Annotated in this window: 13 protein-coding genes and 1 riboswitch; of the genes, 5 read left to right on the top strand and 8 right to left on the bottom strand. The window is 35.6% G+C overall.

The genetic code is table 11. The features are described from left to right. The first annotated feature begins 154 nt into the window (after positions 1-154). Positions 155-1,048, top strand: a complete 894-nt coding sequence (gldA, locus tag ACFQ1K_RS13965) for a gliding motility-associated ABC transporter ATP-binding subunit GldA (RefSeq protein WP_320554136.1) — start codon at positions 155-157, stop codon at positions 1,046-1,048. 46 nt (positions 1,049-1,094) lie between these two features. Here gldA and ACFQ1K_RS13960 read toward each other — a convergent pair whose 3' ends face one another. The 5 genes from ACFQ1K_RS13960 to ACFQ1K_RS13940 all read right to left on the bottom strand — a co-directional run bounded on the left by ACFQ1K_RS13960 (position 1,095) and on the right by ACFQ1K_RS13940 (position 6,582). Further along, positions 1,095-1,838 (bottom strand): head GIN domain-containing protein, encoded by a 744-nt coding sequence (locus tag ACFQ1K_RS13960; RefSeq protein ID WP_320554137.1) that lies wholly within the window; start codon positions 1,836-1,838, stop codon positions 1,095-1,097. Further along, entirely contained in the window at positions 1,835-2,929 is a 1,095-nt protein-coding gene (locus ACFQ1K_RS13955; protein WP_320554138.1) for an acyloxyacyl hydrolase, read from the bottom strand. Before ACFQ1K_RS13955 ends, ACFQ1K_RS13960 begins: the two co-directional genes overlap by 4 nt. Before the next feature lie 203 nt (positions 2,930-3,132). Then, positions 3,133-4,227, bottom strand: coding sequence for an aspartate kinase (locus tag ACFQ1K_RS13950; RefSeq protein WP_320554139.1), 1,095 nt, complete (start codon positions 4,225-4,227; stop codon positions 3,133-3,135). Further along, the gene (locus ACFQ1K_RS13945; RefSeq protein ID WP_320554140.1) at positions 4,190-5,206 is read right to left on the bottom strand and encodes an alpha/beta fold hydrolase; all 1,017 of its coding nucleotides are present in this window, start codon (positions 5,204-5,206) and stop codon (positions 4,190-4,192) included. The genes ACFQ1K_RS13950 and ACFQ1K_RS13945 overlap by 38 nt, the downstream gene beginning before the upstream one ends. Positions 5,207-5,292: 86 nt before the next feature. Then, positions 5,293-6,582, bottom strand: a complete 1,290-nt coding sequence (locus ACFQ1K_RS13940) for an O-acetylhomoserine aminocarboxypropyltransferase/cysteine synthase family protein (RefSeq protein ID WP_320554141.1) — start codon at positions 6,580-6,582, stop codon at positions 5,293-5,295. Positions 6,583-6,703: 121 nt separating this feature from the next. Next, a riboswitch (SAM riboswitch) is annotated at positions 6,704-6,827 on the bottom strand. A 341-nt stretch (positions 6,828-7,168) separates the two neighbouring features. On the opposite strand from ACFQ1K_RS13940, the gene metK reads away from it, so the two are divergent. The 4 genes from metK (at position 7,169) to ACFQ1K_RS13920 (ending at position 12,809) form a co-directional block, all read left to right on the top strand. Next, positions 7,169-8,422 (top strand): methionine adenosyltransferase, encoded by a 1,254-nt coding sequence (metK, locus tag ACFQ1K_RS13935; protein ID WP_320554142.1) that lies wholly within the window; start codon positions 7,169-7,171, stop codon positions 8,420-8,422. Between the two features lie 145 nt (positions 8,423-8,567). After that, a complete protein-coding gene (locus ACFQ1K_RS13930; protein ID WP_320554143.1) occupies positions 8,568-10,391 on the top strand; it encodes a hypothetical protein in 1,824 nt (607 codons plus the stop codon). Positions 10,392-10,532: 141 nt separating this feature from the next. Continuing rightward, positions 10,533-10,970 (top strand): carboxypeptidase-like regulatory domain-containing protein, encoded by a 438-nt coding sequence (locus tag ACFQ1K_RS13925; protein WP_320554144.1) that lies wholly within the window; start codon positions 10,533-10,535, stop codon positions 10,968-10,970. A 72-nt stretch (positions 10,971-11,042) separates the two neighbouring features. Then, entirely contained in the window at positions 11,043-12,809 is a 1,767-nt protein-coding gene (locus ACFQ1K_RS13920) for a hypothetical protein (RefSeq protein ID WP_320554145.1), read from the top strand. Positions 12,810-12,866: 57 nt separating this feature from the next. Here ACFQ1K_RS13920 and ACFQ1K_RS13915 read toward each other — a convergent pair whose 3' ends face one another. The 3 genes from ACFQ1K_RS13915 to ACFQ1K_RS13905 all read right to left on the bottom strand — a co-directional run bounded on the left by ACFQ1K_RS13915 (position 12,867) and on the right by ACFQ1K_RS13905 (position 17,542). Further along, positions 12,867-15,650 carry a TonB-dependent receptor gene (locus tag ACFQ1K_RS13915; protein WP_320554146.1) on the bottom strand — a complete coding sequence of 928 codons (2,784 nt, stop codon included), beginning with the start codon at positions 15,648-15,650 and terminating at the stop codon, positions 12,867-12,869. A 20-nt stretch (positions 15,651-15,670) separates the two neighbouring features. Then, a complete protein-coding gene (locus tag ACFQ1K_RS13910; protein ID WP_320554147.1) occupies positions 15,671-16,552 on the bottom strand; it encodes a GLPGLI family protein in 882 nt (293 codons plus the stop codon). Between the two features lie 111 nt (positions 16,553-16,663). Then, positions 16,664-17,542: a GLPGLI family protein gene (locus ACFQ1K_RS13905; protein ID WP_320554148.1), complete on the bottom strand. Its 879-nt coding sequence runs from the start codon at positions 17,540-17,542 to the stop codon at positions 16,664-16,666. Between the last annotated feature and the right edge of the window lie 4 nt (positions 17,543-17,546).

The following is a 17,546-nucleotide window of genomic DNA, read 5'->3' as shown; positions in this document are numbered from 1 at the left end:
GTATCATTATTTTGTTTGGCTAATGTAATTAATATTTTTAAAAATCAAAATTGTCATTTGTTCTTTTTTGAGGTTGCGATAAAATTTTAAAGATTTTATAATAAACCATGTACGCTGTTAGATATTATTTATTTTTACTCAAATATTCTAGAGTATGTCTATTGAAGTCAAAAACATTTCAAAATTATATAAAGATCAAAAAGCACTAAACGATGTTTCGTTTAAAGTAAATGATGCTGAAATTTTAGGCTTTTTGGGCCCAAACGGTGCAGGTAAATCTACCATGATGAAAATCCTCACGACTTACATCAGAGCTTCTGAAGGTGATGCCAAGGTAAATGGATTTGATGTCGCCAAGGACAAAAAGAATGTGCAAAAAAGTGTAGGCTACTTACCTGAGCACAATCCATTATATACAGACTTGTATGTTAGAGAATATCTAAACTTTAATGCCAATGTTTATGGCGTACCAAAAAATAGAATTGATGATGTCATTGAGCTGACTGGTTTATCACCAGAAGCCCACAAAAAAATAGGACAACTCTCAAAAGGTTACAGGCAGCGAGTTGGCCTAGCAAATGCCCTATTACACAATCCTGATGTGTTGATTTTAGATGAACCTACAACAGGTTTAGATCCAAACCAATTGGTAGATATCAGAAATCTTATCAGGAATATCGGTAAGGAGAAAACGGTCTTTTTATCTACACATATTATGCAAGAGGTCGAGGCGATGTGTGATCGTGTTATTATCATTAATAAAGGTGAAGTTGTTGCCGATAAATATTTGAAAGATCTGAGAGAAGGACAAGAGCAAGTGATTATTGTGGAGTTTGATTATCGTGTAGAAGACACCTTTTTACTAAGATTGCCAAAAGTAAGCGCGGTAAAAAATCCTGATGGCTTTATCTATGAAATTACCTTTTCTACCAAAGAGGATATGCGCTCTCACGTGTTTGATTTTGCTCATGATAACGAATTGAAAATTCTTCAATTGAATCAAAAGAATGCCAGTTTAGAAAGTTTGTTTAGGGAATTAACGAGTTAATAAATAGAAGCCCATTTTAGCCTTCCCAAAGGGAAGAAATTAAGTGCTAATCAAAAAACAACTGACCAGTATAAACACGCTCAATATCTACAAGCGGTGGCTCATTAACGGAAATAAGATTTCCTGTTCCTCTTAAGATGCCTGTAAGTGACAATTGCGGATTTACAATCATGTCATTACTACCTCTGTGATTAACCTCTACATGTTGAGTTATTAAATCTTCACCTTCAAAACGTCCAGAACCCGAGAAAAACCCAACAAACAAATTTTCAACTTCACCATCAATGTAATACGATGAAATGTTGTTAGATATGATATCTAAATTTTCAGAATCTAGAGACAGCCTAAAATCACCAACGGTAAAATCTACATTCTCGTTAAAGTCTTCAGAAATCAAGATCAAATCTTGAAAAGCTAACACACCATTAGATGACACCTCATACTGCGAAGAAGTTCTTATTTCTATAAGATTTGGCGCTTCGACATAAATTTTTGTAATGCCATAGTCCCTAACATAGTTACATGTGTTATCATCGGTAAGTACTAATCTATTACCAATGACCTCAACCCTTACATCGTTGACTAAATTTTCTCCAGTTTCAACAGTGACTTTGTATTCTGGTGCTTCAGTGATGATTAACTCTATATCCCTGTTTACCAAAATTCTTTCAAAACCAGCAATATCTACCTCCTGCTGAATGATATTACCTGAAGTTTGAAAACAATCATTAGCGTCTTCGCTATTGCAAGCAAACACAAGTAAAATCCCTATGTAAATTAATCTTTTCATAATCTAACTCCTATCCCAAATTCAACCGCTTCGGCTTTTGCACCATGTGACTTTAAAGTGATGGCGCCAAAAAATTTCTTTCCAAAATAACGTTTTAAACCAATCCTTAAATACGTTCTTCCTTCAAAATCAAAAGGATAATACACATAATAGCCAATTTGTGATTCAATAGACATTCTATTGATAAACAATTCGTGCCCAACAAACAATCCAACTCGTTTGTAATCTTCGTCTCCGCTAACATCCAACTCTGGAAAAGAGACCGATTGATAATAGATGAGTTCTTCTAAAAAATTGGAAAAAAAGACGTCGGCACCAAATTGGATGGCATTGACATGGCTCAACCGTTTGTCTGCATAAGCAGAGAGAATATAAAACGGAAATTGTCCGCTACCAATAATATCACTCTGATTAATGCCACTTCTAAAGGCGATATTGTACTTTATACGTTCTGTAAACCTTTCGTCAGTAAGATTATCTATATATTCGGCTTCTTCCTCATCCAAGCTATAGGTTACCCCTAAATTTAATGTCATTGAGTTAACACTAGTGTTGGGCGCTTTTACATTAGCATTTGAGTAATGCACCAAAGACAGGCCTCCCTGTAATCCGAATCGATGGAAAAGACGCTCTTTTTTATAATTAAGCATCACGTAAGTAGAGCTCAACAAATGAGAACCAAAAGCTATGTTTTTATGATTCTCGACTTTATCATAAGGATTGGTATTATATGCAATCCCTTGCCCAATCCTAAACATTAAGTGGCGCTTAAAAAAGTAAAAATTATAATGTGCGTAGAGTCCGTAATTTTCACCTAGCACATCGTTTTTTAAATCCTGATAAATAAAGGACGCTCCATAATCTGGATAGTTAAAACGTTGCTGCCAGGCTTCCTCACCAAAGGTTTTCTTATTCCAACTTAAGATCATCCCTTCGGGATGTCCTGTAATAAGATGCAATATATCATTATTGTGAAGTGCAATAGTTCCTGAGAAATAATTGACATCTAAATAAGAATGTGATGCATTATCGTTCTGGGATAACAATAAAAGCCCAGAGCAAACTATAATACCTGTAAGCCAGTACTTCATAATTAATTGGTTACCGGCAAAAGTAATAGAATAATTAATTAAAAAATACAGTTACTAACAAAGATAATACCATTAATAATAGTAGCTTTAAAACAAAACCGAGTTCTAATTTATACTTTTTCATGAATTTGGGTTTTTCGCAAATTTGAACAATAAATAAACGACCAAGCTTAGTTTTAGGGAAATAAAACGTTATGAAACCATTAAACAAATTTGCCTACATTAATCTTCTGTAAATGCCTTGATAATTTTATGATATCCGAGAGTACTCCTCTCGCAGTTACTACTTTACCAGCACCAGCACCCTGTATTACCAAAGGCTGCTCTTTATAAGTTTCCGTATAAATTTCAAACAAATTATCCGTTCCTTTCAATTGTCCTAAAGGAGATGCCTTAGGTTCTGAAATCAGCTTTACTTCGAGCGTATTACCAGCCGTATCCAACCAACCCACATAACGTAATACAGATTCGTTTTTGAGTTTTAGTTTTTGTGCACTAAATACGTCATTTAACTGATGGGTTTGCACATTGAATTGTTGCAATGTTGCACTACCATTGAGATGTTTTGGCACCAATGGTTGAATTTTCACATCGCTCAATTCTACATTGATACCGAGCTCTCTAGCTAATATTAATAGTTTTCGGGCCACATCTTTTCCAGATAAATCATCTCTTGGATCTGGTTCTGTTAGCCCTTGATTAACTGCATTATTTAACACCTGATGAAATGGCAATTCTCCTTCTGAGAACTGATTGAATATATAACTTAATGACCCCGAAAACACTCCTTTTATTTTTGTTATTTGCTCACCAGATTGAAGTAAGCCCTTAATAGTCTCTATAATTGGTAATCCAGCCCCAACATTGGTTTCATAAAGAAACTCTTTGTTGTTTGCCTTTAAAACGTTCCGCAATCGTTTGTAAAAGTTATAGTCTAAGGTATTCGCCACCTTGTTGGCAGCAACGATGTGAAATCCGTTTTTAATCAACGTTTCATAATGGGCTATAAAATGGTTACTTGCAGTTACATCAACAGCAATGGCATGTTCTACGTTTAAAGTTGCAAAATGATAGATGACATCTTCAATAGTATAAGGCTCTGAAAATTTTTCGAAATCCAATTTCCAGTTCATTTCGTTATCATTCGCAAAAAAAGCCAACGTAGAATTCGCAATCACAGGAATTTTAATCGCGATGTGTTGAGATTTTAAAAGTTCGGATTTAATCTTTTGTATTTGATGGATTAATGTAGAGCCTACATTACCAATTCCGAATACAGCTAGATGTATGGTCGTCATAATGTTCTTGTTTTAATCTGAAAACTGGCCTTAATAATTTGGTAAGTTGCTGATGTTCTATTAAAAAAGCATCATGTCCATCCTGAGATTTTAGTTCACCAATGGTGACGTCTTCCTTTACCGATTTTAACTCTACAAAAGTGTTCCAGTTTTCATCGGATTTAAATAACAAATCAGAGTTAATGGTGATGATATGGATATGAGATGTGATTTGTCTCGCCACCTCTATAAAAGTCCCTCCTCCTTTTGTAATATCAATAGTTTTTAAAATTTGGTTCATCAATTTATAGGCAGATAACTGAAATCTGTTTTCAAGTTTTTCTCCATGATAGGCCAACCATGTTTCTATTTTAAAAGCATCCTTTCTTTGCTTTTCTCGTTTGAATTTGGCAGCAAACGACTCTGGTGTTCTGTAAAAGGTCATTGCATGCAATCTTGCATCAAAAAGTGGCTGAGACGAATGGCTTAGTATTTCATCTTGAATGTAACAATTGCCAATTACCCAATCTGTAGATTTCCAATCTGCAGCAATTGGCACGACATATTCAGCTAGGTTTGGTCTAATTGCAGCCAACTCCCAAGTAACACCTCCACCAACCGAAGCACCTATAATTGCATACAAGCTATGTATACGTAACCTATTTAAACCCTCTGAAAAAATGCGAGCAATATCTTTAGCAGTAAAATCCTTATAATCATCTACAAATAATTCTTCAATTCCACCATAACCATTCCCTGGGCAATTAAAGGCCAATACAGCATAAACATCTGTATCTATAACCTTGCCTTTACCCACAATATCATTCCACCAACCTTGTTTTCCAGCAACACAAGAATTACCAGTTAAGGCGTGATTAATCAAAACAATAGGGCTTTCATCTATAGGTTGTCCAAAATTTTGATAGGACAATCTTAGGTTCAACCTCTTCCCATTGCACAATTCAAAATAATCGAGTTCTATATATTTAAGAGCGTTCATTACATATGAATTTTAACTTAGTTACAATACTTCAAATTAGACTGAGCAAAAAATTCGCTTAGTCCAATTTTTGCAACTCCAACAGATTAAACTAATTGGGATTTCTTAACCCTATTAAAAGACTCTTTTAGATCGGATTTTAAATCTTCAATGTTTTCTATACCTACGGAAAGTCGTATCAAATCTTTAGTCACCCCTGTACTTTCCTGGGCCTCGTCGCTCAATTGCTGATGTGTTGTACTAGCTGGATGAATGATTAAAGACTTTGTGTCACCAATATTGGCCAACAATGAGAACAGTTGGGTTTTATCAGCTATGACTTTTGCAGCTTCATACCCACCTTTAACACCAAAGGTTACTATTCCACTTTGTCCATTTGGTAAATATTTATTGGCTAAATCATAGTACTTACTAGATTCCAAACCAGGGTAATTTACCCAAGACACCTCTGGCTGTTCTTGCAACCACTTGGCAAGTTCTAAGGCATTTTCGCTATGTTTTTTTATGCGTAATTCTAAAGTTTCTAAACCTTGAATAATTTGAAACGCATTAAACGGGCTTAATGCTCCACCATAATCCCTTAACCCTTCAATTCTCACTTTAGCAATAAATGCAGCTTCTAGAGCTTCACTATATACCAAACCATGGTAACCTGGAGAAGGCTCTGTAAATTCTGGGAATTTCCCATTTGTCCAATCAAAAGTACCTGCATCTATAATTACACCTCCAAGTGCAGTCCCATTACCATTAATATACTTTGTTAACGAGTGAATTACAATATTAGCTCCATATTCAATCGGATTCAACAAATATGGTGTCGCTACTGTGTTATCAACAATTAATGGCACTTTAAATCCTTTTGCCGCTTTAGAAATGGCCTCGATGTCTAAAACATCCAACTTTGGGTTCCCTAAAGACTCAATAAAGAATGCTCTAGTATTCTCTTGAGCGGCTTCTTTGAAGTTTTCTGGATTGGAAGGATCTACAAAAGTTGTAGCAATACCATGTCTAGGTAATGTTACGCTCAATAAATTATAGGTGCCACCGTACAAACTATTTGAAGCTACAATATGGTCTCCTGCTTTTAATAAAGTAAGTAGAGATGTAGCTATAGCAGATGTACCAGATGCTGTTACCACAGCTGCTATGCCACCTTCTAAAGCTGCTAACCGCTGCTCTAAAATATCGTTTGTAGGATTGTTGATTCTAGTATAGATGTTACCGGTTTCAGCTAGGGCAAAAAGATTAGCTGCATGATCTGAATCGTTGAAAACGTAAGCTGTTGATTGGTAAATTGGCACCGCTCTTGTTCCACCATTATTATTTACATCATGACCTGCGTGCAACGCTTTTGTTGCAAATTTTTGTGTACTCATTTTTCTAAGTTTTTGAGTTAATAAATAATTAAACCAAAAGCCAAATAAACTTCATTATGAAGCGTACTTAATAGAAAAATGTTATGAAGAAAATGCCAATTACAGATGAGTAATTAGTCTTGAGTTATCTATCCGAACTGCAAGAAATGACTTGCACATTCAAGTAGAATTTAGCACCTTCTCAGTAAGTCTAAGGGTTGCTAAGGCTTCAAAGGGTCTATTCCCTCCACCTTTCTTGATAACATTTCAGTAAGTCTTTGAACTTTGTGAGTACAAATATTGCGTTACAAAAATTTAAATTCAAAGAAATTTCTGAACATACTGTATTTACTTGCAATAGAGTATTAATTGCAAACTATCAATTTAAACTTCATGTGCCACTTTAAGATTTCATTATCATTTGAAGATGCGCTATCTTAAATTTAATCTCTATTTTTGCCAAGATTTAAAAAGAGGAAAAATTTGTCTGATTGCAACCTCTAAAGCTGAAAGAGATTCAGTTTTGATAAAAATGCTAAAGCAGTTCGTTTGTCAACTTCTCTAGCATCCAAGCAATCTCAATTTTTAATAAACAAAAATAGGATTTATGTCATATTTATTTACTTCTGAAAGTGTTTCGGAAGGACACCCAGATAAAATTGCAGATCAAATTAGTGATGCATTAATCGATCATTTCTTAGCCTTTGACCCAGAGTCTAAAGTAGCATGTGAAACATTAGTAACTACTGGGCAGGTTGTTTTAGCAGGAGAAGTAAAGTCTAATACCTACTTGGATGTACAAAAAATAGCCAGAGATACGATTAATAAAATTGGTTACACCAAAGGTGAATATATGTTTGATGGCAACTCTTGTGGTGTCATCTCCGCTATACATGAACAATCTGAAGATATTAATCGTGGTGTAGATAGAGCTTCTAAAGAAGAGCAAGGAGCTGGTGACCAAGGTATGATGTTTGGCTATGCTACAAACGAAACCAATAACTACATGCCTTTAGCATTGGATATTTCACATCTCATTCTTAAAGAATTGGCTGCCTTACGCCGCGAAAATAAAGATATCACCTATCTAAGGCCAGATTCTAAAAGTCAGGTGACTATTGAATACAGTGATGATAACACACCACAGCGTATTGATGCGATTGTGATTTCTACACAACATGATGCTTTTGATACCGATGATGCCATGTTAGCAAAAATCAGAAAAGACATTGTCGAAATTTTAATTCCGCGCGTAGTGGCAAAAGTGCCAGAACACATTAAGCCACTATTTACGGACGATATTAAATATCATATTAATCCAACAGGGAAGTTTGTAATTGGTGGACCACATGGAGATACAGGCTTAACCGGAAGAAAAATTATTGTGGATACTTATGGTGGAAAAGGAGCACATGGTGGAGGTGCATTTTCAGGGAAAGATCCAAGTAAAGTTGATAGGAGCGCTGCTTATGCCACCAGACACATTGCTAAAAATTTGGTTGCTGCTGGTCTTTGCGACGAGGTCTTGGTGCAAGTCTCTTACGCGATAGGTGTTGTAGAACCTATGGGAATTTTTATAGATACTTATGGCACCTGTCCTTTTAACCTAACGGATGGTGAGATTGCACAAAAAGTATCAGAAATATTTGATATGCGCCCAGCTGCTATCGAGGAACGCCTAAAACTTCGTCAACCAATGTATAGCGAAACTGCAGCCTATGGCCATATGGGAAGACACAATGAAATTATTACTAAAACTTTTGACCAACCTAATGGTGAATCTAAAACTTTAGAGGTTGAATTATTTACTTGGGAAAAGTTAGATTATGTAGATAAGGTTAAAGAAGCTTTTGGCTTATAAGAAGTTTCGTTCTCAATATTTAAAAACTCTGATTAATGATCAGAGTTTTTTTGTTTGTAGTATTTAGGTAGGAGTTTTAAACCTACATCTGTTCTATCTACACAATGTCTTTTTTGAGACTTACTTTTAACTAAATCAATTCACTATGAAAAGAATTAAAAATTTCCCAAATCTTGTTTTAATGCTTTTATTATCATTATTTATGGCAACCTCGTGCCAAAAAGACGATCGTCAATCTGGAAATAATGATCCACAAGAAACTATTCCGGACACCTTCTCTGAGTATTTTGGTAATCAAATTTCTCGCGACTTTTTAGGAACGGTCATCGATAAAAACCATAATCCAATTGAAGGAGCTACGATTACCATTGGCAGTTCAACTGCAACTACAGACAGTAATGGTGTTTTTATGATTAATGGAGCTACGGTTAATCAACGCTTTGGTTACATTAAAGCTGAAAAAGCGGGATACATTCACGCCTCACGAAGCGTTGTGCCTTCTAACGGCACCAACAAAGTGACCATTATGATGTTAGAAGCTACAATTGTAGGTTCTGTAACAAGTGGAAGTTCAGGAACCGTAACCACAACCGATGGAAGCTCTGTAAGTTTTAATGGTAACTTCATTAAAGAAGATGGTTCTGCTTATTCTGGATCAGTCGATGTGATTATGCATCATCTTGACCCTACTGATGGGGATATGCCATTGCAAATGCCTGGTATGCTTTATGCCGAAAATGAAAATGGTGCAGAACGTATGCTTCAGACTTTAGGTATGCTTGCCGTAGAACTTAGAGGTTCTGGTGGTGAAGATTTAAATTTAGCTGATGGCTCTACTTCAGAGATTAAAATTCCTGTGGATGCTAGTTTAATAGGTATTGCTCCTGCAACCATTCCGCTTTGGTATTTTGATGAAACCACTGGTTACTGGAAAGAAGAAGGACAAGCTACACTACAAGGTAATATGTATGTGGGTGCGGTATCGCATTTTAGTTTTTGGAATTGCGATATTCCCGCAGAAGCCATCACCCTTTGTGTAACAACAACAGATGATGAAAATACAGCTTTAGCAAATATGTCTGTATCTATTACAAGTGCGACTTTTGGTACAACTTATGGCTATACTAATGAGAATGGCGAAGTTTGTGGTTATGTGCCAAGCAATGAAAGTTTGGTGCTTAATGTTTACAGTTACGACTTATGTGGCGATACTGCTTTACATACGGAGACTGTTGGTCCTTTTACTTTAGATTCTAGCATAACGGTTATTGTACCAGATAATCCTGATATCGTTCAAGAAACTGTAGTAGGCACATTCAATACTTGTGATGAAAACGCCGTTACAAATGGTTACGTGCAACTCAGCTATGCCAATCAAACCTTTACAGATGCTGTAACCAACGGTGAATTTGAAATCAATCTTTTACGTTGCTCTGATAATAATACATTTGCTATTGAGGCTAGTGATTATACTAACCTACAAGTCACTGATAGTATCAGCTATACCTTTACGACACCTTTAACAAATATAGGAACCATCTCTGCATGTAATGCTGTAACTGAGTTTATAGAATACACTATTGATGATGGTGAGAGTATCTTAATTTTTGAAAATATTTCTGCTAACTTCTATGCAGAGAGTCCGAATTATCCCGGACCAACCATCGATATTTTTGCATCAAGTAACAATCAGGAAAACTGCTATTATATGTTTGGAGTCCTAAATGATCCTGACTATTTAGGCACTTATGATAGTTTTGCTTTTGACGGCACGGTTTCAAATGATACAGGCTTCTTTATTGGAGAATGCTTAAATGTAGCACCTGAAAACAACAACATCACTTACAACCTTACCGCTTTAAGTGACGTTGGTGAGTATATAGATATTAATTTTAGTGGTACTTATGAAGACTATCAAGGCAATCCGCACACCATTATTGGAGTAGTGCATGTACTTAGAGATAACTAATTAATCTGTATAAATTAAGGTTTTGATAAAACTCTCAAATCTAAACTTTAAGATTTGAGAGTTTTTATTTATAAGAATTTTAACGCCATGCCTTTAGCGTTTCTCGTAATTTCGACTCAAATATTCATCATCAATCATCACATGAAGTCAAAGACAACATACATTTTAGCATTTATTATTTGTGCTTTTTTGCTGTCATCTAGCAGCACACTTAAGGAAAACACAGATCAGAAAGAGGATACCAATACATTGGTTGAACACTTAGGAAAACCTATTGATATTAATCTTAAAGGAACTGTTGTTAACCACAACAACGAACCTTTAGATAGTGTTACCATTACCGTTGGAAATCGCACTATTCAAACCGATGCTCGAGGTCAATTTGAAATAAAAAATGCTACGGGTTACGAGAATTTTTTACCTGTAGAAGCACATCGAAAAGGGTATAAGGACACTTTTCTTAGTCTGAATTCAGAAGTTGAAAATAGTGAGATAGACATTAGGCTAACAAAAAAAGAGAATACTTGTCTCTTTTGGTTTTGCAAGCACAATCACAATCTTCCTGTTTCTGCGAATTAGATTTTATTGAATTTTCATACGCAACCCTTTATTGATTTTGGCGTCTATTAATAAATGCTAAAATCAATCGCTATGAAATCAATCCAACTTTTTCGTTTACTAACAATTGTATGTCTTATCTGTAATTTTTCATGTCAAATAGATGATGGTTTTACAAATAATGATTCCCAAAACACTACTTCAGATACGTTCTCTCAGTTTTTTGGCAATGAAATTTCCAGAAACTTTTTAGGAACGGTCATCGATAAAAATCACACCCCAATTCATGGTGTAACAATTACAATTGGTAATAAAACCGCAACAACAGACAGCAACGGTATTTTTGTTATTAATGGTGCGACTGTTAATCAACGCTTTGGATACATTAAAGCTGAAAAAGCGGGATACATCCATGCCTCTCGAAGTGTTGTACCAACTAACGGCACCAACAAAGTAACCATTATGATGCTCGACGCAACTGTTACAGGATCGGTAAACAGTGGAAGCTCCGAAATCGTAACCGCTAGCAATGGCAGCTCTGTAAGTTTTGACGGTAACTTTATTAAAGAAGATGGTTCTGCTTATTCTGGTTCAGTCGATGTGATTATGCACCACCTTGATCCTGCAGATGAGGATATGCCGTTACAAATGCCTGGTATGTTGTATGCTGAAAATGAAGATGGTGAAGAGCGTATGCTTCAGACTCTAGGTATGCTTGCTGTGGAACTTAGAGGTTCTGGTGGTGAGGATTTAAACCTAGCTGAAGGCTCAACTTCTGAAATTAAAATACCAGTAGACGCAAGTTTAATGAGCATAGCTCCTGCAACCATACCGCTTTGGTACTTTGATGAAATCAATGGCTATTGGAAAGAGGAAGGCGAAGCTACTCTACAAGGCAATATGTATGTGGGTACAGTATCTCACTTTTCGTTCTGGAATTGCGACATACCCACTAAATCTAGTGTTTTGTGTTTAACTTTAACCGATGACAATAATGCACCATTAGCAAATTTTCAAACTTCTATTACAAGCAGCATTTTTGGAACAACTTATGGCTATACCAATGAAAATGGTGAGGTTTGTGGTTATGTGCCGGATGATGAAATTCTTGAACTCAATATTTTTGGATCCGTAATCTGCGATACAAATGTGTTGCTCACACAATCTATTGGACCTCTCATTAATGATACCAATATTACTATTGTTGTACCAGATAATCCCAGTTTAGTTCAGGAAACAATAACAGGTGTTCTTAATGACTGTAATGGTGATGCAGTGACCAATGGTTACGTACAAATCAATTATGAAGGCCAAACCTTTTTAGATTATGTTACTGAAGGTAATTTTGAATTTCAAATTTCAAGATGTACAAACAGCGATAATAACAGCTTTTCATTAGTTGGTAGTGATTTCTCCAATTATCAAACCACAGAAAGTTTAGAATATACATTTATGTCACCTATAACCGATATTGGAATCCTAAATGCCTGTTTTTCCCAAGATGAGTTTATTCAATATGTCATAGACGACTCAATTGTTGTCACCTACACGGATTTTATTGATGTCATTCTGGGCGATGATAGATTTGTTATCTATAAAACAACCAATGGTGCCTTCCTAGCAGATTTTCCAACTCAAATTGGTAGCTACTCGGTCACCGCTGACAATTTTAATATCTTTAATTTCAATGTTCCTGGGAGTGGTTATATTTTCACTGGACAAGAAAATGTCACAATTAATGTCACCTATATAGGTAATGGTGTTGGTGATTTTATTGACATGAATTTTTCTGGCACATTTCTTAATGGAGGTACCACTCGAACTATAGCTGGCGCCGCGCATGTTAGGATAGATTTATAAAATAATTGGTAAATATTTAAACATTAAAAAGCCTTTACAGATGTAAAGGCTTTTCGTTTATAATGTATAAGTTAACCTAAGCGTAATAAACCGTGGTTGTATAAATGTTTCGGAATTAAACACAGAGATATTTCCTGCACCATTACTAATATTAGAGTCGATATCTAAAATATTAGACGCTCTAAGCGAGTATTCCCATTTGGCATCTCTGTCTTTTCTATAACGTAGCGACGCATCCCAAGTTTTAAATACTTGAGTCTGACCATTATTTTCTTGCTCATTATAGGTAAACTCTGTAACAAACGTAAGCGCATCCCAGATGTAGGCGTCAAACTCAATTGAAGGTGCTCTTGTAATAAATTTTGTAATATTATTACCCTGATCGTTATTAGTTTCGCTAAAACGATAACGTAATCTCACATTGGGCGCTTCTCTAAAATTGGTACGTAGTTCTGGTGTATAGGTTTGCGTAAATCGTTCATTCAAGGTCTGTCTACCTTGTATAAACTGATTCAATTTACTGTAATTGAAATTAGTTCCAAAACGCGCTCTTATTTTCCCAAAGGTACGTTCCACACGCCCAAATAAAGACGCATTCTCATCTGCGAATTGGGAGTTGAAAAACGAACTCGTTCTTATCACACTTTCAAAATTGGTTAACGAACGGATTTGATCTTCATTTCTGGTGTAGTTTAAACTCGCAAAAACATTGGTATAATTAAACAAATTAAAACTGCTGTAGAACAGTCTGAAATTATGGGATAGCGCATTAACCAGTTCAGGATTACCAAATTGTATACTATTAAAGTTATTGAGCACCAAACCTTCTGCGATATTGGTAACATCGGTAAAGGTATTAGTCATATTGTAATTAAACTGTAAGGCTTCACTTTTCTTAAATTGAATACGCGCTTCAAAATCGGGCAATACATTGAAGAAGTTATCTTTAAACGTGTCTCCATTTTGTGTGTTTTGGTTGCTATACGCATGGAAAGATACTCCAGGCGTTATAGTTAATTTACCTGTTTTAAACCTATAATGCACTCCTAAATACACATCACTAAAACGATACTCTACATCATCGTTAAATGCCGACAAGGCGTTACCTTCTAGGTCTGTGACATTTGGAGTAGGATCTAAACGTGTACCATCATCCAAAAATTGAAATATATTCGAGTTGAATTTCTGATTACTAAATATGGTTCCTAAAGTAAGATTAATGTTACTCTTAGAATTTAGGATATTGAAATAATCCAATTTAGCATCTAATTGATTGGTTTTTACACGTCTTTCTTGGTTTAAATCATAACTGAACTGATCTAGGTCCAAACCTAATCCTGAAGCTGTATTATCAAAAGCATCGTTATCAGGATCCGTATTATTGGTTGGATCATTACCTAATAAGGCGTTGTAAAACGGATCTTCATCTCTAATCAAATGTTGGGCTTCAAAGGCAAAAATATTGTTTTCATTTAGCGTGTAATAATAATTCAAGTTCTGATTAATACTAAATGGATTCACCTGATCTAATTGATTGGTATTACCAACTATGGATGAAAACAGATTCTGACGTTCTTCATCATCTGAAGTACGTGCTAATATATCATAATCTAATTGGTTGTTTACATTTGGCTTATATGATGCGCTCAACTTGGTAACAAATTGATTAGTCGCCTCTCTACCTGTAGAAACAGTTGCTTCATCTGGCGGAATTGTTGTAGATTCATCTATTGGTGTACTTGGATCATCCTCTACCTCAATATAATCTATGAAAGTTTCTTCTCGCGTTCTTAAACGACTACTGTTATAAATTAAAAAACCACTCAAATCAAGTGCCTTATTAGGCGAATAACTGAAGTTAGCCGATGCTAATTTAGTAACCACTTCTTGGGCATTGGCTATATTGGTTAATCCTCCAAGTCCGTTATCTCCAAGATTAATGTTAGTACCACTGGTTCTGCTTGGCAACCTGAAGCCACCACCAAAACCTCGTATATCTCTATTGGTTAAGGCGACCTCACCTATATTGTTCATATCACCAATAAAATTAATTGTGTATTTAGGACTGTAATAAAACAGTTTGGGCTGCACAAGGTATAACTCGTCATTTGGTGAAGGTGCCGCGCCAACGCCAGCAGTGACGTCACCAAACCAAAAGTTCTTTTTGCCTTCCTTTAATTTAATGTTGATGGCTACATTATCCTGATTGTTTTGAACACCACGCAACTGCCCAACTTCGGCATAATTACGAAGCACCTGTACTTTATCTACAGCATTTGAAGGAATATTTTTGGTTGCCAGCTTGGTATCACCATCAAAGAAATCCTTTCCTTCCACCATAATTTTAGAAACCGTCTTACCTTCTACTTCAATTTGTCCGTCATCATTGATTTCTACCCCTGGCAATTTAGCTAACACATCTTCCAGCTTTCGCTCGGAGCCATTTTTAAATGAATCTGCATTATACACTAGCGTATCTCCTTTTATGGATACTGGCATTTCATACGTCAACTCTACAGCATCTAATGCTGTATCTGGCATCAACGTAAAATCTTTATTGATATCCGTTTCTGCTGTAGTAATGATTTCTTCATAAGTAGATAAGCCTATATAACTTACCTGCAACTTGTACTTACCATTTTTACCAAGCGATAGGGTGTACTTTCCTTTGTCATTGGTTACCGCATATGACTCTAAACCATTGGTTTCTTGATTAATGGCAATGACATTGGCCAATTCTAAAGGTGTGCCAATACTATCTTTTACAACACCTTGCATTTTAATTTGCGCAAAAGTGCTACTTGCCACTACCAAAAATAGTAGCGTTAAAATGTTCTTCATTTTTTGATTGTGTTAGTTTTTTAATTTCTTCTGCTGCGACCTCCTCGTCTCCCACCGTACATGTCTCGCATTTCCTGCATTTTTTTGGTAATAATATCGTTGTATTCCGCTTTGGTGACCTCGTCCCCTTTTTTTGGTTTTACAATCTCTTCCTTTTCTTCGGGATTCATAACAATTTTAGTGCAAAGAATAGTGGTTCTGTCAGCATTAACCTCTAAAATTAAACCTGGCAATCCCCAATAATCGTCTGGTCCTTGATTGATAGGTACCTGCGGTGTGTACCAAGCCACTACTTCTATAGTTTTTGGCACTTCAATCTCATTCATAGGATCGTCATCTTTTTTTATAGAGTCATTTTTCTTTTCATTCTCAGTTTTGTCACTATCGTTACGACGTCTCATACTTCTCCAATCAAACTCGTCCACAGTTTTTGTAGCAGTTGCCTTAAAGCACGTGTATTGACCTATTTGCTTCGTCTCTGTTCCCATTTTCCACTCTAAGCCTTGCAACTCATCTTTAATTAAAAACTGCTTCCCAAAGAATTCTTGGTCTTGCAATAGTTCTTTTGTTTTTACATTTTTATACTTTGGTCCACCGGTAAAACTACTCGCAAATCCTCCCCAACTTCTTCCAGAGCCTGGTGTTTCTAATTTTTCGTCCTCTTTATAAATAGATTCTTCCTTATTAAAAGTCAAAATGTATTCCTTTTCAAGGAAACTTTTCATTCGCTCTTGAATACGTTTTTTTTGCTCAGGACTCATTTCGCGTCCTCCCCACTGATCTAGATCCATCGTGGTTTTAGACATATAATACGCTTTGCCCTGAAAATTTTGTTGTGCAAATGAAATTGTACTAATACATAATAAGAATATGAGGGATAGGGATTGAAATGGTTTTTTCATGTGATAAGTTTAATCTTGTTAACAAATGTAAATTTATAGTTCTAAGTTGATACTTAGACTTTTTTAAATGTCATTTGTTGAATCTAATTGCGTTAAACTTGTGTTAATAAATTAACCTCGACGTCTTCCCATGCGATTATTTCGAAATTCTTTCATCTTGGCCACAATAGTGTTTTGATACTCTGCTTTGGTAATTTCTTTTCCTTTATCAGGTGCAGTAATTTCTAATTTCTCTTTAGGGTTTAATACTATTTTGGTACATAACATTATCGTATTTCCTGCGCTTACTTCTAGAATCAATCCTGGCAATCCCCAATATTCCAATGGTCCATGACCTACTGGAATCTGTGGTGAATACCATGCTTCTACCTCCGTCATCTCTATTTCTGGAGTTTCATTTGATGTGCTTGTAGAGTCCGATTCGGTTTCGTTTGCATTATCACTATTACGTAATCTGCTCCATGAAAAATCATACCAGGCTAACTCACTTGTAGGTATAGATGCTGTAGCTTTAAAACACATATAATTTCCTATTTGCTTAGTTTCTTTACCTAATTTCCAATCTATATCCTGCAGTTTGTCCTTTACTAAAAACTTTTTTCCGTAAAACTCTTGGCTCTGAATCTGCGTATTAGTTTTAACATTTTTGTACTGCTTGCCTGGTGAGAAATTTTTACCCCATGAATCCGTTGCACCAGACATGGCATCTAGTTTCTCATCCTCATAAAAAATAGCTTCCGCCTTATTGAAGGTTAAAATATATTCCTTTTCTAACCTATTTTTTAATCGTGCTTCGATTTGTTTCTTTTGAGCTTCACTTAATCGTGCTCCCCATCTTCCAAGTTCCATCTTAGACTTAGAGACGTAAAAGGCCTGACCTTGAAATTCATTAGAATTACTATAAGAATCTACAGTGGTGTTGGTTTCCTGATGAAAACCCAAACAAATCAAAAAGATGACAAAACTAAATTTTAAGAGTAATGATTTCATGACT

It is taken from the genome of Winogradskyella aquimaris, from assembly GCF_042676105.1.
GTDB classification, from domain to species: Bacteria; Bacteroidota; Bacteroidia; order Flavobacteriales; family Flavobacteriaceae; genus Winogradskyella; species Winogradskyella aquimaris.
The sequence above is the reverse complement of the archived record's forward strand: the minus strand, read 5'-3'. Positions and strand labels throughout refer to the sequence as shown.